The sequence below is a fragment of the Bradyrhizobium sp. sGM-13 genome (genome assembly GCF_018398875.1).
Taxonomy (GTDB): domain Bacteria; phylum Pseudomonadota; class Alphaproteobacteria; order Rhizobiales; family Xanthobacteraceae; genus Bradyrhizobium.
Window position 1 is genome coordinate 123,383 of record NZ_JAGWDK010000013.1, and the last position, 22,616, is coordinate 145,998.

General features: G+C 62.2%; 16 protein-coding genes. 10 read left to right on the forward strand and 6 right to left on the reverse strand.

All coding sequences use genetic code 11. The annotated features are described in order from the left end of the window. Window positions 1–109 precede the first annotated feature (109 nt). From KJQ96_RS21265 to KJQ96_RS21275, 3 genes are read left to right on the forward strand one after another with little or no spacing between them, the layout of a single operon-like run. Window positions 110–1,909: an FAD-dependent oxidoreductase gene (locus KJQ96_RS21265; RefSeq protein WP_213288489.1), complete on the forward strand. Its 1,800-nt coding sequence runs from the start codon at window positions 110–112 to the stop codon at window positions 1,907–1,909. Then, window positions 1,879–3,729 (forward strand): 2-oxoacid:acceptor oxidoreductase subunit alpha, encoded by a 1,851-nt coding sequence (locus tag KJQ96_RS21270; protein ID WP_213288490.1) that lies wholly within the window; start codon window positions 1,879–1,881, stop codon window positions 3,727–3,729. The genes KJQ96_RS21265 and KJQ96_RS21270 overlap by 31 nt, the downstream gene beginning before the upstream one ends. Continuing rightward, a complete protein-coding gene (locus KJQ96_RS21275) occupies window positions 3,726–4,781 on the forward strand; it encodes a 2-oxoacid:ferredoxin oxidoreductase subunit beta (RefSeq protein WP_213288491.1) in 1,056 nt (351 codons plus the stop codon). Before KJQ96_RS21270 ends, KJQ96_RS21275 begins: the two co-directional genes overlap by 4 nt. On the opposite strand, the gene KJQ96_RS21280 is transcribed toward KJQ96_RS21275, so the two are convergent. From KJQ96_RS21280 to KJQ96_RS21290, 3 genes are read right to left on the reverse strand one after another with little or no spacing between them, the layout of a single operon-like run. Next, window positions 4,782–6,326, reverse strand: a complete 1,545-nt coding sequence (locus KJQ96_RS21280) for a SpoVR family protein (RefSeq protein WP_213288492.1) — start codon at window positions 6,324–6,326, stop codon at window positions 4,782–4,784. Then, window positions 6,323–7,594: a YeaH/YhbH family protein gene (locus KJQ96_RS21285; RefSeq protein WP_213288538.1), complete on the reverse strand. Its 1,272-nt coding sequence runs from the start codon at window positions 7,592–7,594 to the stop codon at window positions 6,323–6,325. Before KJQ96_RS21285 ends, KJQ96_RS21280 begins: the two co-directional genes overlap by 4 nt. 23 nt (window positions 7,595–7,617) lie before the next feature. Next, entirely contained in the window at window positions 7,618–9,561 is a 1,944-nt protein-coding gene (locus KJQ96_RS21290; RefSeq protein WP_213288493.1) for a PrkA family serine protein kinase, read from the reverse strand. Window positions 9,562–10,142: 581 nt separating this feature from the next. On the opposite strand from KJQ96_RS21290, the gene KJQ96_RS21295 reads away from it, so the two are divergent. Further along, entirely contained in the window at window positions 10,143–10,328 is a 186-nt protein-coding gene (locus tag KJQ96_RS21295) for a hypothetical protein (protein WP_213288494.1), read from the forward strand. A gap of 186 nt (window positions 10,329–10,514) precedes the next feature. Here KJQ96_RS21295 and KJQ96_RS21300 read toward each other — a convergent pair whose 3' ends face one another. Continuing rightward, a complete protein-coding gene (locus KJQ96_RS21300) occupies window positions 10,515–10,994 on the reverse strand; it encodes a hypothetical protein (protein WP_213288495.1) in 480 nt (159 codons plus the stop codon). Here KJQ96_RS21300 and KJQ96_RS21305 point away from each other — a divergent pair. The 6 genes from KJQ96_RS21305 to KJQ96_RS21330 are packed head-to-tail and all read left to right on the forward strand — an operon-like array spanning window position 10,965 to window position 18,407. Next, window positions 10,965–13,811, forward strand: a complete 2,847-nt coding sequence (locus tag KJQ96_RS21305; protein WP_213288496.1) for a bifunctional transaldolase/phosoglucose isomerase — start codon at window positions 10,965–10,967, stop codon at window positions 13,809–13,811. The genes KJQ96_RS21300 and KJQ96_RS21305 overlap by 30 nt on opposite strands. A gap of 12 nt (window positions 13,812–13,823) precedes the next feature. Continuing rightward, on the forward strand, window positions 13,824–14,819 hold the full coding sequence (gene gnd, locus KJQ96_RS21310) for a phosphogluconate dehydrogenase (NAD(+)-dependent, decarboxylating) (protein ID WP_213288497.1): 996 nt from the start codon (window positions 13,824–13,826) through the stop codon (window positions 14,817–14,819). Between the two features lie 6 nt (window positions 14,820–14,825). After that, entirely contained in the window at window positions 14,826–16,337 is a 1,512-nt protein-coding gene (zwf, locus tag KJQ96_RS21315; RefSeq protein WP_213288498.1) for a glucose-6-phosphate dehydrogenase, read from the forward strand. Between the two features lie 3 nt (window positions 16,338–16,340). Continuing rightward, entirely contained in the window at window positions 16,341–17,105 is a 765-nt protein-coding gene (gene pgl / locus KJQ96_RS21320; protein ID WP_213288499.1) for a 6-phosphogluconolactonase, read from the forward strand. Further along, the gene (locus tag KJQ96_RS21325; RefSeq protein WP_375293193.1) at window positions 17,083–17,607 is read left to right on the forward strand and encodes a gluconokinase; all 525 of its coding nucleotides are present in this window, start codon (window positions 17,083–17,085) and stop codon (window positions 17,605–17,607) included. The genes pgl and KJQ96_RS21325 overlap by 23 nt, the downstream gene beginning before the upstream one ends. Next, on the forward strand, window positions 17,604–18,407 hold the full coding sequence (locus KJQ96_RS21330; RefSeq protein ID WP_213288500.1) for a Cof-type HAD-IIB family hydrolase: 804 nt from the start codon (window positions 17,604–17,606) through the stop codon (window positions 18,405–18,407). Before KJQ96_RS21325 ends, KJQ96_RS21330 begins: the two co-directional genes overlap by 4 nt. 341 nt (window positions 18,408–18,748) lie before the next feature. Here KJQ96_RS21330 and KJQ96_RS21335 read toward each other — a convergent pair whose 3' ends face one another. Both KJQ96_RS21335 and malQ read right to left on the reverse strand, forming a co-directional pair. Then, window positions 18,749–20,554 (reverse strand): glycoside hydrolase family 15 protein, encoded by a 1,806-nt coding sequence (locus KJQ96_RS21335; protein WP_213288501.1) that lies wholly within the window; start codon window positions 20,552–20,554, stop codon window positions 18,749–18,751. 72 nt (window positions 20,555–20,626) lie between these two features. Beyond that, a complete protein-coding gene (gene malQ / locus KJQ96_RS21340; protein WP_213288502.1) occupies window positions 20,627–22,573 on the reverse strand; it encodes a 4-alpha-glucanotransferase in 1,947 nt (648 codons plus the stop codon). Window positions 22,574–22,616 lie beyond the last annotated feature (43 nt).

Consider the following 22,616-nt stretch of genomic DNA (forward strand, 5'->3'; position numbering starts at 1 on the left):
CTCTAATAAGATAACCCTATGATCCAATTCAAAAACCACAAGAACGCTCGTTAAGCGTTCGCAGGCAAAATAAGGCCGCGTTTCCTAAGCTTGCGCGGACAAGGTAGGAATGAAACCGACTGATATCTCGGCGCCAGACTACTTTCACAAAGTGGTTGATTGCCAATGGGCCTGCCCCGCACACACCCCGGTTCCCGAGTACATCCGTTTGATTGCCGAGGGGCGTTATAGCGACGCCTACATGATCAACTGGAAATCGAATGTGTTTCCCGGAATTCTGGGACGCACCTGCGATCGTCCATGCGAGCCCGCCTGCCGGCGCGGCCGCGTCGAGGAAAACCCGGTTGCGATCTGCCGCCTGAAGCGCGTTGCCGCCGACTTCAAGGACGACGTCAAGCACCGCATGCCGAAGCCATCGCCGAAGAACGGCAAGCGCATCGCGCTGGTCGGCGGCGGGCCTGCGTCGCTCGCGGTGGCGCGGGACCTCGCACCGCTCGGCTATCACTGCACCGTGTTCGATTCCGATCCCAAGGCGGGCGGCATGATGCGGAGCCAGATTCCAAAGTTCCGCCTGCCCGACACTGTCATCGACGAGGAAACCGGCTACATCCTCGACCTCGGCGTCGAGTTCAAGGGCGGCCACCGCGTCGACAGCCTGAAGAAGCTGCTGAGCGAAAACTACGACGCGATCTTTATCGGCTCCGGCGCGCCGCGCGGCCGCGAGCTCGACATCCCCGGCCGCAAGGAAGCAGCCGCCAACATTCACATCGGCATCGAATGGCTGGCATCGGTCTCGTTCGGCCACGTCGAGAAGATTGGCCGCCGCGTGATCGTGCTCGGCGGCGGCAACACCGCGATGGATTGTTGCCGCACCGCGCGCCGGCTCGGCGGCGAGGACGTCAAAGTGATCGTGCGCTCCGGCTTCGAGGAGATGAAGGCAAGCCCCTGGGAGAAGGAAGACGCCCTTCACGAGGATATTCCGATCCTCAACTACATGGTGCCGGTGGCATTCAAGCATGTAAGCGGCAAGCTGATCGGCGTCACCTTCCAAAAGGTGAAGGCCGAATACGACGCCAAGGGCCGTCGTAACCTAGTGCCCTCGGGCGAGCCTGACCAGACCATCCCTTGCGACGACGTGCTGGTCGCCGTCGGCCAGGAGAACGCGTTCCCCTGGATCGAGCGCGACTGCGGTATCGAATTCGACAAATGGAACATGCCGCAGGTCGATCCCATCACCTTCGCATCGACCAATCCAAAAGTGTTCTTTGGCGGCGATGCCGCGTTCGGTCCGAAGAACATCATCTGGGCGGTGGCGCACGGCCACGACGCGGCGCTGTCGATCCACAAGATGCTCTCTGGCGAGGACATCAATGAGCGTCCGCTGCCCGAGGTAAACGTCTTCTCGCAGAAGATGGGCATCCACGAGTGGAGCTACGACAACGACATCTCCGGCGACAAGCGCTTCAAGGTGCCGCATCGCGACAAGGTGATCGCGCTAAAGGACATCAAGGCGGAGGTCGAGCTCGGCTATGACGTCAAGCTCGCGCTCGGCGAGGCGCAGCGCTGCCTGAACTGCGACGTGCAAACCATATTCTCGGCGCCCGCCTGCATCGAATGCGACGCCTGCGTCGACATCTGCCCGATGGATTGCATCACGTTTACAGAGAACGGCGAGGAGGACGACCTGCGGCAGCGGCTGAAAGCGCCGTCGCCGCATCGCGACCAGGCGCTGTATGTCGCCGAAGGGCTCAAGACCGGCCGCGTCATGGTGAAGGATGAAGACGTCTGCCTGCATTGCGGGCTGTGCGCCGAGCGTTGTCCGACCGGCGCCTGGGACATGCAAAAGTACCTCATCGATATGACTTACGCGGGATCAACATGTCAGTCCAAAGCCCGATCAGCAGCGTAAACGACTTCGTTGTCCGTTTCGCCAACGTCAACGGTTCGGGTTCAGCCAGCGCCAACGAACTGTTCGCGCGCTCGATCCTGCGCCACGGCGTGCCGGTCTCACCGCGCAATATCTTCCCCTCGAACATCCAGGGGCTTCCGACCTGGTATGAGGTGCGCGTGACGGAGGCCGGCCATCTCGGCGCCCGCGGTGGGGTCGATTTGATGGTGGCGATGAACCCGCAGACCTGGGACAAGGACGTCGCCTCGATCGAGCCCGGCGGCTATCTGTTCTACGATTCGACCAAACCGATGCCGTCGTCGAAATTCCGCGCCGACATCACCGTGATCGGCGTGCCGCTGACCGCAATCACCAATTCGACCTATACCGATCCGCGCCAGCGCCAGCTCTTCAAGAACATCATCTATCTCGGCGCGCTCTGCGCCCTGCTCGATCTCGATCCCAAGCTGGTCGAGCAACTGATCGGCGAACAGTACAAGGGTAAGGAAAAACTGCTGTCGTCGAATGTCCACGCGCTACATCTCGGCCGCGACTGGGCACTGCAGAACCTGAAGTGCCCGATCGGTTTGCAGGTGAAGAAGTCCGACAAGGTCGGCGACCGCATCTTCATGGAAGGCAACAGCGCGGCGGCGCTAGGGGCGGTCTATGGCGGCGCCACCGTCTGCGCCTGGTATCCGATCACGCCGTCGTCGTCGGTGGCTGAAGCCTTCACGAGCCACTGCAAGAAGCTGCGGCACGCCCCTGAGACGGGCAAGGCGAAATACGCGATCGTGCAAGGCGAGGATGAGCTCGCATCCATCGGCATCGTGATCGGGGCCTCCTGGAATGGCGCGCGGGCCTTCACCGCAACCTCCGGCCCCGGCATTTCCTTGATGACCGAATTCATCGGCCTGTCCTACTTCGCGGAAATTCCGGCCGTGATCATGAACATCCAGCGCGCCGGCCCCTCGACGGGCATGCCGACGCGCACCCAGCAATGCGACATCATCGCCTGCGCCTATGCCTCGCACGGCGATACCAAGCACGTCCTGCTGTTCCCGGAAGATCCGGCCGAAGCGTTCGAGTTCGCCGCACAATCATTCGATCTCGCCGAGCGGCTGCAAACCATGATCTTCCTGATGCTCGACCTCGACATCGGCATGAACCACCGGCTGTGCCGCCCACTGAAGTGGGACGACGCTAGGCAGTATGACCGCGGCAAGGTGATGACTGCGGAAATGCTCGATGAACCGGGGCGCGATTTCGGCCGCTATCTCGACGTCGACGGCGACGGCATTCCCTACCGCACCTATCCGGGCACACATCCGACGAAGGGTTCGTTTTTCACCCGCGGCACCTCGCGCGACCGCTACGCGCGCTATTCCGAAGAAGGCGCCATCTACGCCGACAACATGCAGCGGCTCGTGCGCAAGTTCGAGACTGCGCAGGACATGGTGCCGCGGCCGCTGCAGGCCAACGCCGCCAAACCGACCAAATACGGCGTGATCTATTTCGGCTCAACCTCGCCAGCGATGGACGAGGCGATCGGGATTCTGGAATCGCGCGGGCATCAGCTCGACCGCATGCGCATCCGCGCCTTCCCGTTCCACTCCAGCGTCGCGAGCTTCATCGCCGATCATGATTTCGTGTACGTGGTCGAGCAGAACCGCGACGGCCAGTTGCGGCAGTTGATCGTCAACGAAAACGGCATCGATCCGGTCCGGCTGGTGCCGATCCTGCATTATGACGGCACGCCGATCACCGCTCGTTTCATCGCCAATGCGATCGGCGACCACCAGGATCATCTGAAAGTGACCCCTCTCCGCAAGGCCGTGTCATGACCTACATTGCAAAACCGAAATTCCAGCATCCGGGCCTGCCGAAGAACGAACTTGGCTACACCCACCGGGATTACGAGGGGAAAGTTTCGACCCTGTGCGCCGGCTGCGGCCACGACTCGATCACTGCCTCGATCATCGAGGCCTGCTATGAGCTCTCGATCGAGCCGCATCGGGTGGCGAAGATTTCCGGCATCGGCTGCTCGTCGAAGACGCCGGACTATTTCCTCGGCAATTCGCACGGCTTCAATTCGGTGCACGGCCGGATGCCGTCAGTCCTGACCGGCGCCAACCTCGCCAATCGCGACCTGATCTATCTCGGTGTCTCCGGTGACGGCGATAGCGCCTCGATCGGCTTCGGCCAGTTCGCGCATTCGATCCGGCGCGCCGTCAACATGACCTACATCGTCGAGAACAACGGCGTCTACGGCCTGACCAAGGGGCAATTTTCGGCGACCGCCGATCGCGGCTCGAAGTCGAAAAAGGGTGTGATGAACACCGAAAACGCCATCGACCTGGTGGCGATCGCGCTGCAATTGGGTGCGAGCTTCGTGGCGCGCAGCTTCTCCGGCGACAAGAGCCAGCTCGTGCCGCTGATCGCAGCCGCCATCCGGCACAAGGGCGCGGCGTTCATCGACGTCATCAGCCCCTGCATCGCCTTCAACAATCACGCCGGCTCGACCAAGAGCTTTGACTATGTCCGCGAGCATAATGATGCGGTCAACCGCCTCGACGTGCTCACCGGCCGCGACCCGATCACCGTTGAATATGCACCGGGCACGGTGCAGGTAGTCGAACAGCATGACGGCACGCGGCTGGCGCTGCGCAAGATCGACGCCGATTACGACGCCAACGACCGTTTGGCCGCCATGACCTTCCTGCAGAAACACGCCGCCAAGGGCCAGGTCGTCACCGGGCTGCTCTATGTCGATCCGGACGCAGAAGACCTCCACACCCATCTCGACACCGTCGAGACGCCGCTCAATACGCTCGAAGCCAAGGACCTGTGCCCCGGCTCGGCGGCGCTGGAAAAGATCAACGCCAGCCTGCGGTAGCTATGCTACCGCAGCGATCTTCCGCGGGTTTGCAACGTACTCCTTCAAGACCGTACCAGATGCATCGGCCTCGACGAGGGAGACGTCGTAGGTCCAGAGATCGGCAAGGTGCTGCAGCACGCGCTTGGTGTCGGCTTCGCTGAGTTGGGCGCCCTTTACCACGGTATGGCGCAGCATCAGGCGACGATCGCCTGCAAGGTCGACGTCGACGACCTCGATGTTCGGATCGATGAAACCGACATCGTACTGCCGCGCCAGTTCGCGCCGGAGCCGGCGATAGCCGCGCTCGTCGTGGATGGCATCGACCAGGATGCCGGCCCGCTCTTCCGGATCGTCATGCAGATGGAACATGCGGAAGCGCCGCATCAGCCGCGGGCTCATGAACTGGCTGATGAAGCTTTCATCGCGATAATTGGCCCAGATGTCGCGCAACACGCCCATCGTGTCGCCGGTCCCGGCGATATCCGGGAACCAATCGCGGTCCTCGGCTTCCGGATTGGTGACGATGCGTTCGATGTCCTGCATCATCGCAAATCCCAGCGCATAGGGATTGAAGCCGGAATAGCGCGGATCGTCGAACTCGGGCTGGAACACGACGTTGGTGTGCGACTGCAGGAATTCCAGGAAATTGCCGTCCGTCAGCCGCCCCTGCTCGTGCAGCCGGCTTATGATGCGATAATGAACGTAGGTCGCCGTGCCCTCGTTCATCACCTTGGTCTGGCTCTGCGGATAGAAATACTGCGCGATGTGCCGCACGATCCGCAATATCTCGCGCTGCCAAGGTTTCAGCCGGGGCGCCGTCTTCTCGAGAAAATAAAGCAGGTTTTCCTGCGGTAGACCGAGCATCGCGCGACGTCGTTCGACATCCAGTACCGCGCCACTCTTGGCCGGGCCGGTGGGAACGGTGCGCCAGAGATCGTTGAAGGCGCTCTCCTCATGGGCACGGCGCCTGCCCGCCCGCTTTTCCTCCGCGCGAAGATCGAGGCTCTTCTTGCCGGGATAGCGATCGATGCCGTGCGACATCAAGGCGTGCGCGGCGTCGAGCGTATGCTCGACCGCCAGCCGGCCATGACGCTCCTCGCAGTGCGCCACATAGCGCTTGGCGAATTCGAGATAGTCGAGAATGCCGTCGGCATCGGTCCATTGCTTGAACAGATAGTTGTTCTTGAAGAAGTGATTGTGGCCGAAGGCGGCATGCGCGATGACGAGCGTCTGCATCGTCGCGGTGTTTTCCTCCATGAGGTAGGATATGCACGGCGACGAGTTGATGACGATCTCGTAGGCCAGACCCATTAGCCCCTTGCGGTAGGACGCCTCCTGAAAGGCAAAGTGCTTGCCGAACGACCAATGCTTGTAGAACAGGGGCATGCCGACCGACGAATAGGCGTCCAGCATCTGCTCGGCGGTAATGACCTCGATCTGGTTGGGATAGACGTCGAGCCCCAATTCGTCCCGCGCAATCTGCTCGCAGGCGTCGCAGATCCGCTGCAGCGTCCGAAAATCCCAGTCGGCCCCCTCGAACAGCAACTGGTCGGTCGCGGTCATGACCCGGTCCTTTCCTGCTGGCCACGGCGCTGGAAGAGATCGTGAAACACCGGGAATATCTCGCTGCGCTCGTTGACCTTGCGCATCGACAGCGGCGCACCATTCGCACGCAAGCCCTCGTAAAGGGTCCAGAGCGCCGAATTGGGCATTTCGTAGGACAGGCCGTTTTCCTGGCCGACTTCCAGGTAGGCAAAAAACTGGGTGACCGGCAGGATGTTGTCGGTGAGGAGCCGGCTCGCGACTTCGCCGTCCGCGTAGGAATTGTCCCCGTCGGAAGCCTGTGCAGCGTAGATGTTCCAGTCCGCCGGTCGGAACCGCGACCGCACAATGTCATGCATCGCCTGCAACGCGCTTGACACCAGCGTGCCGCCGGAAGCCGGCCCATAAAAGAACGTCTGCTCGTCGACCTCTTCGGCCCGGTCGGTATGCCGGATGAAAACGATCTCGACATGACGATAGCGCCGCTTCAGGAAGACGTAGAGCAGCATATAGAAGCGCTTGGCGAGATCCTTCATATGCTCGGTCATCGAACCGGAGACGTCCATCAGGCAGAACATCACGGCCTGCGCCACGGGCTTTGGTACCGTCTCGAAACGGCGGTACCGGATGTCGATCGGATCGATGAACGGGATGCGGCGCATCTTTGTCTTCATGGCCTCGATCTCGGCCATGAGCTCGGCGCGACGCTCCTCGCTGCAATCCAAAAGCTCCGCTTCGAGGGCCTCCAGTACCTCCCGCCTCGGTCGCCGTAGCGCAACGCGCCGCGCCAGAGCGCGACTTACCGTTCGGCTCACCGAGATGTTGGCAGGCGATCCGGACGTTGTGTAACCGGCGCGGCGAATGCCTTCGGTCTCCACCTCAGCCAGCTTTCGCTTGGCGAGATCAGGCAATTCCAGGTCGTCCAGGAACAGGTCGACAAACTCGTCGCGGCTGAGAACGAAGCGGAACGTATCTTCGCTGTCGCCCTCGCCCGCTCCTCTTCCCTTGCCGCCGCCCTGGTTTGGTCGCGGCAGGATATCGCCTTCGACGAACTTCTTGTTTCCAGGCAGCACCATGTCGCGCGTGCCGCCTTCGCGGCGAAAGCGCGGCTCGTCCATGCCATCGATCGGGACGCTGACCTCGCCGCCTTCCAGGACATCCTTGATGTCCCGGCTCTGCGACGATTTCTTCACAGCTCCCTGGACCAGCGCCTTAGCCCTGCGCAGAAAGCGCTGGCGATTCTCGAGACTCTTGCTGCCTGGATTCAGGCGCCGGTCGACGATGTGAATAGCCACGTTTTCATCCGCCTCACTCAGCCAGCCTGTTTTACGCGCATGTACCACTCGACCAGCCTGCGGACTTGCCGCTCGGTATAGCCGCGCTCGACCATGCGCGCGACAAAGTCGTCATGCTTCTTTTCGGTATCGCCGTCCTTCTTCGAGCCGAAGGATATCACGGGCAGCAGATCCTCGACCTGGGAGAATATCCGCTTCTCGATCACTTCCCGGATCTTCTCATAGCTGGTCCACGCCGGATTCTTGCCGCTGTTCTGCGCCCGCGATCGCAGCGAGAATTTTACGACCTCGTTACGGAAATCCTTCGGGTTGGCGATGCCGGCCGGCTTTTCGATCTTGGTCAGTTCCTGGTTGAGCAGGTCGCGATCGAGCAGTTGGCCGGTGTCCGGGTCCTTGAAGTCCTGATCCTCGATCCAGGCATCGGCATAATCGACATAGCGATCGAACAGGTTCTGGCCGTAATCCGCATAGGATTCGAGATAGGCCTTCTGGATCTCGTTCCCGATGAACTCGGCGTAGCGCGGCGCCAGTTCGGCCTTGATGAATTCGAGGTAACGCTTCTCGACTTCGTCGGGAAGCTGCTCGCGCCGAATCGCCTGCTCCAGCGTGTACATCAGATGGACCGCGTCGGCACCGACCTCGTTGGTGTCGTGGTTGAAGGTCGCGGCGAGAACCTTGAAGGCGAAGCGGGTCGAAACGCCGTCCATGCCTTCATCGACGCCGGCAGCATCCCTGTATTCTTGAACGCTGCGCGCCTTAGGATCCGACTCCTTCAGGCTTTCACCATCGTAGATCCGCATCTTGGCGAACACGGTCGAATTTTCGTGCTTACGCAACCGCGACATCACCGAGAAGCGCGCCATGGTTTCCAATGTGGCCGGGGCGCACGGGGCGTTGGCCAGTTCGGAGCTCTGGATCAGCTTCTCGTAGATCTTCTGTTCTTCGGTGACCCGCAGGACGTACGGCACCTTGATGACGCAGATGCGGTCGATGAACGCCTCATTGTTCTTGTTGGCTTTGAAGCTTGTCCATTCGGCCTCGTTGGAGTGGGCGAGAATGACGCCGCTGAAGGGGATCGCACCGATGTTCTCGGTCCCGATATAGTTGCCCTCCTGCGTCGCCGTCAGCAGCGGATGCAGCATCTTGATCGGCGCCTTGAACATCTCGACGAATTCGAGAATGCCCTGGTTGGCGCGATTGAGGCCGCCCGAATAGCTGTAGGCGTCGGGATCGTTCTGGGCGAAGGTCTCCAGCTTGCGGATGTCGACCTTGCCGACCAGTGACGAGATATCCTGGTTGTTTTCGTCGCCAGGCTCGGTCTTTGCGATCGCGATCTGCCGCAGCCGCGACGGCTGGATCTTGGCGACGCGGAATTGCGAGATGTCGCCACCGAACGCTTCGAGGCGCTTGTAGCACCACGGACTCATCAGTCCGTTGAGGCGACGGCGCGGAATGCCGTACTTCTCCTCGAGCATCGGCCCGAGCGAATCCGGATCGAACAGGCTGAGCGGGCTTTCGAACACGGGGCTGAGTTCGTCGCCGGCCTTCAACACGTAGATGGGGTGAACTTCCATCAACGATTTGAGGCGCTCGGCGAGCGACGACTTTCCGCCGCCGACGGGGCCCAGCAGATAGAGGATCTGCTTGCGCTCTTCGAGGCCCTGCGCGGCGTGGCGGAAGAACCCGACGATGCGCTCGATCGTATCTTCCATGCCGTAGAAGCCCGCGAACGCCGGATAGAGCCGCATCGTGCGATTCAAAAAGATACGGCCAAGGCGGGGGTCCTTGGCCGTGTCAATCATCTGGGGCTCGCCGATCGCAGCTAGTAGTCGTTCGGTCGCATTGGCATATCGCATCGGATCGTTTCGACACGACTCGAGATATTCCGCCATCGACATGTCGGCTTGACTTCGAGCTTCGAAGGACCGGGCGAAAGCATTGAACAGAGAATCGTTGTACATGATCCGTCTCTCCATGGTCACCTGTAAATGCCGGACGCACCACTAGGGTTCCAGTATCGGAGCGTCACAGCTTCCGTTCGCGAATCACCGTCAGCACATATGACGATTGGACACGCGAGGGACTTCACAATGCAATGCAATACTCATGCTAAGGGCCTCTACCTCGTAAAGATACGGTGCCATTTCGCTCGCGTTGTAGCCGGGCAGCAACATTTTCACCGGGGAAGTACTGAGCAATATGTAAGGGGTTTTTTAGGGATTGTGAGCAGGTGCGGGGCTCGAATTTGCGCCGGCCCGGGCAAGGCGAAGGCGCCAAGCGCTGTAAGCCCCGGGCTCTGAACCGGGGATAAACGCCGCATTTATCACGCATTCAGGCCCTTGGGCGGGCCGCGCTGACGCAAAATGGCCAAATATCCGTCAGGGCCAGTCGCGAACCTGCGCCTTTGCACGCACCCGGCGCCACCTGCAACTAAAGTAATATGCCGCGCGTTTAATCCGAGTCTGCCATGAATATCTCTGGATCGTTGCCACCGTTACCTCCCTCGTCGGAGCCAATGCCTGCCACGCCCGGGATGGCGTCGATGAAGCCAAGGCCGCCGCATTCGACGGGCAAATGTTCGGCAGCCCGCTCAGCCAAAAGCAGCCCGCTCAGCCAAAAGACGTATGCCTGCTTCGTGCGTCGTTATGACGCCAACCATCTGGCGCAGCATCCGAAGCAGAAGATCAGCGCGATGAAGCTTTTGGTGACGGCCGAAGACGCGCCGTAAGACAAGACCGTCAATTATTCCTTCCGCCTCGGCTTCAAGTATCGCCACCGCGCGGGCAATTTCGATTCCAGCGGCTATTGCAATCACATTGTTGCCGAAAACAGCGGCGGCGAAATTCGTTTGGGCTGCAGCATCGATTGCGAGGGCGGCGGCATTGAAGTGGCGATGACCGCGGCGTGGTGCGGATCACCGAGTTGCAATCGCAGGGTTATCTTTACCTGAGGCCGTGAGGGTTGCGCATGACGTGAACAATTCACGTCGATCGCTCATTTGGACAATTTGGACGCCGCACTTTCGCCGCTCCATCGCGCTGAATACGTCTTGTGTTCTGATCCAGGCTGCACAAAAAATCGCGAGATCGCCCGGAGGCGAGAAACGACGGCTCATGACGGGCTCCTTCACGACTTCGTGCAATGTGCCTGTCGGTATCGCCATTTCGAACGCTGGTTCGACCGATCCGCCAGTGTCGCGGGCAAGAACGGACTTTTCCGGGATCGAACCGGAGCCACTGGCGTTATCGTCCCGGACAGCTCCCATTCCATCCGGCTGCATGCCCAACCAAATATTGACTTTCCGGCCCTGCCCCCGAAAGCTGCCGAAAGCCCAAAAATCGACCGATCGAACAGAACAGGCACCATGAATCCCGTCAAAGCACTCGAAAACCATGGCCAGGCAATCTGGCTGGACTTCCTCGCCCGCGGCTTCGTCGCCAAGGGCGATCTCAAAGCGCTGATCGATACCGACGGTGTCAAGGGCGTGACGTCGAATCCCTCGATCTTCGAAAAGGCGATAGGCAGTTCGGACGAATATGACGGTGCCATCAGCCGCGCTCTGAATGCGGGCGACCGCCCCGTCGCCGACCTGTTCGAGGCGCTTGCCGTTGAAGACATCCAGAACGCCGCCGACGTGCTGCGCCCGGTGTACGACCATTTGAACGGAAACGACGGCTTCGTCAGCCTTGAGGTCTCGCCCTATCTGGCAACGGATACCAAAGGGACCATTGCGGAAGCCCAACGGCTCTGGAAGGACGTCAAGCGTCAGAACTTGATGGTGAAGGTGCCGGCCACGCCGGAAGGCCTGCCCGCGATCGAACATCTGATCGGCGAAGGCGTCAGCATCAACATTACGCTGCTGTTCTCGCAAGACGTCTATCGCGAGGTGGCGGAGGCGTATATCGCGGGCCTGGAAAAATACGTCGCCAAGGGCGGCGATCCCTCTCACATCGCCAGCGTCGCGTCTTTCTTCGTCAGTCGCATCGATACCGCAGTCGACAAGCAGCTCGACGAGAAGATCGCGAGGGCCAATGACCCCGGTGAGAAGGAGCGGCTGAGCGCATTGAAGGGCAAGGTCGCCATCGCCAACGCCAAGCTCGCCTATCAGGACTACAAGCGGCTGTTCGCCGGCCCCCGGTGGGAGAAGCTTGCCGCCAGGGGCGCCAAGCCGCAGCGGTTGTTGTGGGCCTCCACCGGCACCAAGAACAAGGACTACAGCGACGTGCTGTACGTCGAGGAGCTGATCGGTCCCAACACAGTCAACACCGTGCCGCCGGCAACGCTCGATGCATTCCGCGACCATGGCAAGCTGAGAGACAGCCTCGAGGAGAATGTCGAGGACGCGCGCCGCGTGCTCGAAGAGCTCGAAAAATCCGGCATCTCGCTCGACGCCATCACGGCCGAGCTGGTCAAGGACGGCGTCAAGCTGTTCGCGGACTCTGCCGACAAGCTCTATGGCGCGGTCGCATACAAGCGCGCGACCTCGCTCGGCAGCGGCATCGACCGGCAGCAATTCGCGCTCGGCGATGGCATCGGCAAGGCCGTCGAGAAGAGCACCGAGGAGTGGCGCGCGTCGGCCAAAATCCGAAGGCTGTGGCAAAAGGACAAGTCGGTGTGGACCGGCGATGACGAGAACAAATGGCTGGGCTGGCTGAACAGCGCGGCCGCCGCCAACATTGCCGACTACGAGGATTTTGCCCGCCGCGTGAAGGGGCAGAATTTCAGCGACGCGGTCGTGCTCGGCATGGGCGGATCCAGCCTCGGACCGGAGGTGCTGGCGGAGACGTTTGCCAGGAAATCCGGTTTCCCGAAGCTGCACGTGCTCGATTCCACCGATCCCGCGCAGGTGCAGGCGATGGAGGAGACCGTCGACCTCGCCCACACGCTGTTCATCATCTCCAGCAAGTCCGGCGGCACCACCGAGCCGAACGTGATGAAGGATTACTTCTTCGATCGCGTCGCCAAGACCATCGGCAAGGACAAGGCAGGCCATCGCTTCATCGCGGTCACTGATCCCGGCTCGTCCCTGGAGGAGGTCGCGATCAGCCAAGGCTTTGCCCGCATCTTCCATGGCGATCCCACGATCGGCGGACGCTATTCCGTGCTGTCGCCGTTCGGACTGGTGCCCGCGGCTGCCGCCGGCATTGACGTCCGCAGCCTGATCACGCACGCGCTCGCGATGGTGCGCTCCTGCGGCGCCGACGTGCCGCCGCACGAAAATCCGGGCGTGCAGCTCGGACTGGCAATGGGCCTTGCCGGTCTCGACGGTCGCGACAAGGTGACGATTACCTCGTCGGAGAAGGTCGCGGATTTCGGCGCCTGGGCCGAGCAACTGATCGCCGAATCCACCGGCAAGGAAGGCAAGGGCCTGATCCCGATCGATGGCGAGCCGCTCGGCGACCCCTCGCTTTACGGCGACGACCGCTTCTTCATCGACATCCGGACCGAAGGCGAAGATGACGCCTCGCACGATGATCGGCTCAAGGCGCTCGAGGCGGCCGGACATCCCGTGGTTCGCATCGTCATGAAGTCGATCGACCATATCGGTCAGGAGTTTTTCCGGTTTGAGATGGCGACCGCCGTCGCGGGCGCGATCCTTGGCATCAACCCGTTCAACCAGCCCGATGTAGAAGCGGCCAAGATCAAGACACGCGAGTTGACGAGTGCGTTCGAGAAGACCGGATCGCTGCCGGCGGAGGAGCCGGTGATTTCGACTGACGAGGCTGATCTTTACACCGACGAGCACAATGCGGCCGAGCTGCGCAAGGCTGGCGCCGACGGCACGCTCGGCTCCTGGGTCAAAGCGCATTTTTCGCGCTCCGACGGCGGCGACTATGTCGCCCTGCTCGCCTATATCGCGCGCAATCCCGGCACGATTGGCTCGCTGCAAAAGATGCGGCTTGCGGTGCGCGACAAGCATCATCTGGCGACCTGCGCCGAATTCGGCCCGCGCTTCCTGCACTCGACCGGCCAGGCCTATAAGGGTGGTCCCGACAGCGGCGTGTTCCTGCAGATCACGGCCGACGATGCCGAGGATTTGCCGGTGCCCGGACAGAAGGCGAGTTTCGGCATCATCAAGGCGGCGCAGGCGCGCGGCGATTTCGACGTGCTCACCGAACGCGGCAGGCGTGCGCTGCGCGTCCATCTCAAGGGCGATCTCGGATCGGGGCTGTCTGCGCTCGATGCTGCGATCGCAGAGGCGCTCAGTTAAGGAAGTCAGGATATGCAACTCGGCATGATCGGCCTCGGCCGAATGGGCGGCAATATCGTCCGCCGGCTGATGAAGAATGGCCACACCGCCGTTGTCTACGACAAGGACGCCAAGGCGGTCGCCGCACTCGCGGCGGAAGGCGCAACCGGCGCTGACACGCTGGAAGATTTCGTGGCGAAACTGGAGAAGCCGCGCACCGCCTGGGTAATGCTCCCGGCAGGCAAGATCACCGAGACCACCATCGACGCATTGGCAAAACTGATGCAGCCCGGCGACGTCATCATCGATGGCGGGAACACGTTCTGGCAAGACGACGTCCGCCGCGGCGCGGTGCTGAAGGCAAAAGGCCTGCACTACCTCGACGTCGGCACCAGCGGCGGCGTCTGGGGCATCGAGCGCGGCTACTGCATGATGATCGGCGGCGACAAGGCGGTGGTCGACCGGCTCGATCCAATCTTCAAGACGCTGGCGCCGGGCGTGGGCGACATTCCGCGCACACCGGGACGCGAGGGCCGCGACCCGCGCGTCGAGCAAGGCTATATCCATGCCGGGCCGTCCGGCGCCGGGCACTTCGTCAAGATGATCCATAACGGCATCGAATACGGCCTGATGCAGGCCTATGCCGAAGGGTTTGATATCCTAAAGAACGCCAACATCGACGCGCTGCCGCCGGAGCATCGTTTCGAGTTCGACGTGGCCGACATTGCCGAGGTGTGGCGGCGCGGCAGCGTGATCCCCTCCTGGCTGCTCGACCTCACCGCTTCCGCGCTTGCAGAAAACCAGACGCTCGACACCTACTCCGGCTTTGTCGAAGATTCCGGCGAAGGCCGCTGGACGGTCAACGCGGCGATCGACGAAGCTGTGCCGGCGGAAGTGCTGACGGCGGCACTCTATGCGCGCTTCCGTTCGCGCAAGGACCACACCTTTGCGGAAAAGATTCTTTCCGCGATGCGGGCCGGTTTCGGCGGCCACAAGGAGCCGCCGAAGAAACCCACTTCGAAGGCGTGAGCAGTCATGGCGGTCGGTCAAACAACACGGAAGAAGCCGGATCCCTGCTCCTTCGTCATTTTCGGTGTGACCGGCGACCTCACGCACCGGCTGATCATCCCTGCCCTTTATAATCTCGCCGCCAGCGACCTTCTGCCGGATAGGTTCTGCCTGGTCGGCGTCGCCCGCAAGGGCATGACGAGCGACAGGCTGCGCGAGAGCCTGATGAAGGGCCTGCGTCAATTTGCGACCCGTCCGGTGGACGAGGCGATTTCGCGGCGTCTTTTGGATTGCCTGACCTGTATCGAAGCCGATCCGAAGGATCCCGCGTCGTTTGATGCGATGAGCAAGCAGCTCGGCGACCTGGAAGCCGCGCGAAACACCGGCGGCAACCGCCTGTTCTACTTGGCAACCCCGCCGAATGCCTTCCTGCCGATCAGCCGCGAGTTGGGCCGCACCGGCATGCTGGCCGAGAACGCCGCGTGGCGGCGGCTGGTGGTGGAAAAGCCGTTCGGCACCGACCTCGCTTCCGCCAAGGCGCTGAACAGCGAATTGCTAAAACTCGTCGATGAGCACGAGATCTACCGGATCGATCACTATCTCGGCAAGGAAACGGTGCAGAACATTTTAGTGCTGCGCTTTGCCAACGGCATGTTCGAGCCGATCTGGAATCGCAACCATATCGACCATGTCCAGATCACGGTCAACGAACAGCTCGGCGTCGGCCACCGCGGCAGCTTTTACGACCAGACCGGCGCGCTGCGCGACATGGTGCCGAACCATCTGTTTCAATTGCTGTCACTGGTCGCAATGGAGCCGCCGATCCGGTTCGACGCGCATTCGGTCCGCACCGAAAAGGCGGACGTGCTGGCCGCGATCCAGCTCCAGAGCGAGGCCGAGGCGCTGCGGAATTCCGTGCGCGGCCAATATCTGGCCGGCCGGATCGGCGATAGCGAGATTGCGGACTATAGCAAAATCGCAGACGTCGCGGCCGGCAGTACGACCGAAACCTATGTGGCGCTGAAACTGATCATCGACAATTGGCGCTGGGCGGGCGTTCCCTTCTATCTGCGCACCGGCAAGGCGCTCGGCGTCAAGCGCACCGAAGTCGCGATCAAATTCAAGCAGGCGCCGTTCGCGATGTTCAACTGCACGCCGGTGGAACGGCTGGCGCAGAATTACCTCGTGATCGGGGTCGCGCCGAACGAAGGCATCGCGCTGCAGTTCAACACCAAGGTGCCCGGCCCCTCGATCCTTATCGACGGCGTCGAGATGAAGTTTCGCTACAAGGACTATTTCAAGGCGGAGCCTTCGACCGGCTACGAGACGCTGATCTATGACTGCATGACCGGCGACAACATCCTGTTCCAGCGCGCCGACAGCGTCGAGGCCGGCTGGAAGGCGGTGCAACCATTCCTCGACGCCTGGAAGAAGGCAGGGGCCCAGGGCTTGCAGATCTACAAGGCCGGCAGCGAAGGTCCGCAGGAAGCGAACGAACTGTTGACCCGCGATGGCCGAAGCTGGCGAAAGCTCGGGTGAGCGATGACAGCGAACGACAATCGCTGCGTGATCGCGGTCGCCGGTCCGGCCGCACTGGCCGAGGCCGCGGCCGATCGCGTGCTCGCCAGGATCGAGGCCAATAGCGGCCGCGTGGCGATTTGCCTGACCGGCGGATCGAGCCCCAGACAGCTTTATCAATTGCTCGCAACCGATGCCTATCGCAGCCGGATCCCGTGGCAGCGCGTGCACTGGTTCATCGGCGACGAGCGCTTCGTGCCGGCGGACGATCCGCTCAACAACATGGGCATGGCGCGAGAGCTTTTTCTGGATAGCTGCGCGCCGGCGGCAAACATCCATCCGATTCCGACCGCGACCGCCGACCCGACCGATCCGGACCGCTGCGCCGCGCTTTATGAACGGGAGCTGCAATCGTTCTATGGGGCAGACACGCTCGATCAGGCGCGCCCCTTGTTCGATCTCGTGTTGATGGGTGTAGGTCCCGATGGCCACACCGCATCGCTGTTTCCCGGCGATCCCGCGCTCGATCAGACCGCGCGCTGGGTGGTCGGCGTGCCACGCGCGAACGTCGAGCCATTCGTCCCGCGGGTCACCCTCACGCTGCCCACCCTTGCCTCCTGCCGCGAAATGCTGTTCGAGATTGCGGGCACCGAGAAGCATGCGATCTTGACGCGCCTCTTTGCACGCGAGAACCTGCCTGCCAACCGTGCGCGATCCACCGGCGAGACGGTCTGGCTGGTGGACCGGGATGCGCTTCCGGAGGATTTTGGTGGGCGACAGGACTCCTAGCGCGCTGGTGGTGATGGGCGTTTCCGGTTCGGGCAAGAGCACCATCGCCGATCATCTCGCAAGACGCCTCGGCTGGCGCTACGAGGACGGCGACCGATTTCATCCGCCGGGAAACGTTGCAAAGATGAGCGCCGGCCACCCGCTGACCGACGAGGACCGCTGGCCGTGGCTGCAGGCAATCGCCGACGAGATCGACCGCCTCTCAGCGTCCGGCGAGCACGCCGTGATCGCCTGCTCGGCATTGAAGCGCGCCTATCGCGACATCCTCGTGCACGGTCGCGACGATGTCCGCATCGTTTTTCTCGACGGAACGCAGGATCTGATCGCGGCCCGGCTTGCCGCCCGCAAGGGGCATTTCATGCCGCCGGGCCTGCTCGCCAGCCAATTCAGGACGCTGGAGCCGCCGGGCGCGGGCGAGCGGCCGATCATTGTATCGATCGATGCCCCGGTCGAGAACATCGTGGATGACATCATCGGTCAATTGAACCTGGTCCCCCAATGACACGTATCGCGCTCGTTGTTTCCGACGTCGACGGCACCCTGTTGACGCACGACAAGATCCTGACCGATGGCGCCAAGGCGGCCGCTCGCAAGCTGCATGCCGCCGGCATCGGTTTCACCATCGTGTCCAGCCGGCCGACCATCGGCATGGGTTTCCTGATCGAGCCGCTTTCGATCACGCTTCCGGTCGGCACCTTCAACGGCAGCTCGATCGTCGATGCCGGGCTCAAACCGATCGAACATCATTTGATCGGCGCAACCGTGGCCCAGCGCAGCCTCGACGTACTCAATGCCTTCGGCGTGGATATCTGGCTGTTCACCAATCAGCGCTGGTACACGCGAAATCCCGACGGCGAGTACGTCCCGCACGAGAAGCTGGCCATCAAGGCCAATCCGACCATCGTCACCGACTTCACGCCGCATCTCGCGGAGACCTGTAAGATCGTAGGCGCCAGTTCGGACGCGGCGCTGCTGCAACGTTGCGAAGTGGCAATGCAGCAGGCGCTCGGCCGGGAGGTCGTCGCGGTCCGCTCGCAGACTTATTATCTCGACGTCACGCCACCCGGTCACGACAAGGGCACCTTCGTGGACGCCATGATCAGCCGGCTCGGCATTTCGGCCGAAGCGGTCGCTACCATCGGCGACATGGAGAACGATCTTCCGATGTTTGCCCGAAGCGGCGTTTCGTTTGCGATGGGCAACGCGGCCGAAGACATCAAAAAGCACGCCACGCATGTCACGGACAGCAACGAGCGCGACGGATTTGCGGCAGCGATCGAGACCGTGCTGCGGCTCGGATAGGCAAGAGCCGACGTATCAAGCCCGCCTGAAGGATAAATCGAGGAACTCTCAAAGTCTTCGCGCGGCGAATCCGTTTCTGTCGCCCGGCACGATCGGCAAGCGCGAGCCGGTGCCCGACCGCCGTCTCCTCCCATGAAGGCAGGCTTCCCCAGCCCGAGCCTGCCGCGGCGAAGATGAGTACCGGCTCGCGCGACTGGCTGGAACCTGTTTTCGTAGGATGGATGGGGCGAAGCGATACCCATCAATGCGATGCGGAAACGTGATGGGTATCGCTTGCGCTCCACCCATCCTACGCGGGCACGGCGCTGCGCGCCTTTTGCCGACCCTACCGACCTCGCCCGCTACTTCGAGCGCTGCATCGCCGGCTTCTCGGTCGACTTCTTCGCCACGCTGAGGTTCTGCGCGGTGTTGATCACCGCGATATGCGTCAGCGCCTGCGGGAAATTGCCGGTCTGGCGACGGGCCACCGTATCGTACTCTTCGGCCAAGAGGCCGAGGTCGTTCGCGACCGCGACGACGCGAGCGAACAACTCCTGCGCCTTGCCGAATTCGCCAGCCAGCACATACGCGTCCGCAAGCCAAAGCGTGCAGGCGAGGAACGCACCTTCGGCCGGCTGTTTCTCCGCCGGGACTTCCCGCGGGTCGTGCCGCAGCACAAAACCGTCCTGCATCAGATGCTGTTCGACCGCGACAAGCGTACCGCGCACGCGAGGGTCGTCCGGCGGTAGAAATCCCACTGACGGCAGCAACAGGATGCTCGCGTCGAGCATTTTCGAGCCGTATGACTCGACGAACGCGTTCAGCTCAGGGTCAAAGCCCTTCGCGCAGACGTCGGCGTGGATGGCGTCGCGCAGCACCCGCCACTTCACAAGCGGCGCCTTGAAGCCGAACATCTCGGCGCTCTTGATACCGCGGTCGAACGCGACCCAGGTCATCACCTTCGACGACACATAATGCTTGCCCGCGCCGCGGCGCTCCCAGATGCCGTGGTCCGGATGATCCCACCGCCCGGCGAGGTGCTGCAGCACCGCGCATTCCAGCGCCCAGCTCGTTTCATCCATTTCGAGCTTGGCCACACGCCACTGGTGAAAGGCGTCGATCAATTCACCGTAGACGTCGAGCTGCAGTTGCGCATGCGCGGCGTTGCCGATCCGCACGGGACGTGCGCCTTCATAGCCGGGCAGCCAGGTAGCCTCCCATTCCAGGAGACGGCGGTTGCCCATGATGCCGTACATGATCTGCATGTTGGCGGGAGAACCCGCCGCCGCCCGCAACAGCCAATGGTGCCAGGCAGAAGCTTCCTCGGTATAGCCCGAGTTCATCAACGCCAGCAGCGTGAAGGCGGCGTCGCGCAGCCAACAGAAGCGATAATCCCAATTCCTGGCGCCGCCGAGCTTTTCAGGCAGCGAGGTCGTCGGCGCAGCGACGATGCCGCCGGTCGGGGCGTAGGTCTGCGCCTTCAGCGTGATCAGCGAGCGCATCACGAGAGCTCGGTATTCGCCCTCATAGGTGCAACGGTTGCTCCACTCGGTCCAGAACGCTTCGGTATCCTGCAAGGCATAAGCAGGATCGATCGGCTTGGGCACCGGCAGATGCGAAGGGCCGTAGGTGAGCACGAAGGGGACGGTATCGCCCTCGCCGACCTCGAAATCGGCGACCGTCGTGAGGTCTTCCCCGCGCGTTTCCACCGGGGTGCGCAACACCGTCATGTCCTGTCCGCAAATAGCGAGCAGGGCGGAGCCGTCCTCGGTCTTCTTGACCCAGGGAATATCGGTGCCGAAGCCGAAGCGGATGACAAGCTGCATGTGCATCCTGACCCGGCCGCGAAGGCCGCGCACCAACCGAACCACATCGGAGGCGTTGCCGCGCGGCGGCATGAAGTCGATCAGCTCGACCGCGCCGTCAGCGGTCTCGAACCGCGTCTGCAGGATCAGGGTGTCGCCCCAATAGTTGCGCGAGGTGCCGGTGACTTCCTCCACCGGTGCGATCAGCCAGCGGCCGTGCTTGTGGGTACCGAGAAGGGCTGCAAAGCAGGCGTCGGAATCGAAGGCCGGCCAGCATAGCCAGTCGATCGATCCGTCACGGCCGACCAGTGCCGCGGTCTCGCAATCGCCGATCAACCCATAGTCTTCGATCCGGCACGACAAGATGATTCACCGCCAGAACGGAATGGCATTTCTTCCAATCGTCATCCCGCTCTGCCTTCCTCCTCGAACTCATCAGATCGCGGCGCGCGACCGCTCATGGGTTGCCGCCTTGAGTGCGGCGATGTCGACCGTGGACGTCATCTCCTCGATCGACACCGGAAGCCGCCGCCGCCAGTTCGGATGCTCGTTGACGGTACCGGGGATGTTGGGCTGGTCGACCACCCCGAGCAGATCCTCCAGCGAGACCGCGAGCAGCCGCGACTTGGTCCGCGCCAGGAAATTCGCAACCGAATAGAGATCGTTGCGGTAGATGGCGTGATGCCGCAGCACGTCGTCCAGCATGGCAAGTGCGTGCCAGCGCGCCTCGTCGCTCTCGCCCGGATCGATCCCGAGCGAGCGCTTCAGCTTGAGATCGCCGAACGAGCGCCAGCCGGCATAGGTCGAGAGATCATGGGTGTTGAAGGTGACGAGCGCGTTGGTCAGGTAATGATCGATGCTGCGGAACGATCCGTGGTCGTCGCGCTCGAACATCATCACGAGATACGACCAGATGCCCCAATCGGCGATCTGGTCGCGAAAGCCTTCCGGCACAGTGCCGAGATCTTCGCCGATCACGACGCAGCGCTGCGTGAGGCTTTCCAGCGCGGTCACCGCGAGCAGCGCCTCGAACGGCATCTGCACATAGACGCCGTCGCGTGCGGTGAAGCCTTGCGGCACCAGATAGAGCCGCTTCAGCCCGAGCACATGGTCGAGCCGGATCGCACCGGCGTGCCGCATCGAGGCGCGCAGCATGTCGCGATATGGCGCAAAGGACTGCCGCTCGAGCCCTGCCGCATTGAAGCCGGCAAGGCCCCAGGTCTGGCCGGCGGTGTTGAGCGGATCGGGTGGCGCGCCGACGCCGAGATGGCGTGAGATCGCGACCTGTTCGTTCCAGGCATCGAACCCGTCGGCCTGCACGCCGACCGCAACGTCGAGATAGAGCCCGACCTTCATGCCAAGCTTCTTCGCCAGATCGCTGGCCGCGCCGAGCTGCCGGTCTGCGGTCCATTGCACAAATTCGACGAATTCGATCTCACCGGCGTCCGGGCCTTGGCGCAAGGCGGCGCATCTGGCGTCGTCCGGCTGCCGCCACTCTTCTGGCCATTCCCACCACGGCTTGCCGAATTTGTTCCGGAGTACCTCGAAGCAGGCAAAATGCGACAGCAAGGTACCGCACTCGGTACGGAATTTGTCGAAATCCTGTCGGCGGGTCGGGTTGGCATTGGCCTTGAAGGCAGCAAAGGCGGAGCGAAGCGCACGCCATTTCAAACCGGCGACACTGACATAATCGACGACGTCGCCCGCCCGCAACGGCGCCAGCGCCTCGCTTGTTTCGGAATCGAGCCGATATTCGGGAATCTTTTCAACGTCGATATAGAGCGCGTTGAGAAACAACCGGCTGTTTGGCGAATACGGGCTGCAATCGCCCGGGCGATCGTCGAACAGGGTATGCAAGGGATTGAGGCCGACGCCGTCGGCCCCGAGATGGTCGGCGAGTTTGATCAGGCTTGCGAGGTCGGTGAAGTCGCCCATGCCCCAATTGCGCGCCGAGCGGACGCCGTAAAGCTGGGCCGCGAGCAGCCAGCAGCGGTCGAACTCGCCGCCAAACGCCCGTTCCGGCGCCGAAATCAGCGGCACATCCTCGACTCTCGCGGCATCGCTCACCTGCAGCCGGTAGATGCCGAGCGGCAGGTCTCTGGGCCAGTCGATGGCATGATCCGAGCTCTCGCCCTTGGCGATAACTCCTGAATCCGCAACGATTTTCCACTCCGCCGGGAGCGTGGCTGTGGGGAGTTCGGTTCGCGACGGCCGTCCGGACCGGACCACGACCGGGTGGCCGACTAGTGGTCCCGGCGCCTGCGGCGGCAGGGCATCCAGGATTATTTTGAGGGCGGCCGCGTCTGTCACACGGCGATTACCCTGACCATCCAGGAATTCGGTTTGAATTCCCAGGGCTTTAGCTTGAGCGAAAAGATCCATTCGGCACGTACTTTGCACGCAAACATCAAACCGATGTCGCGAA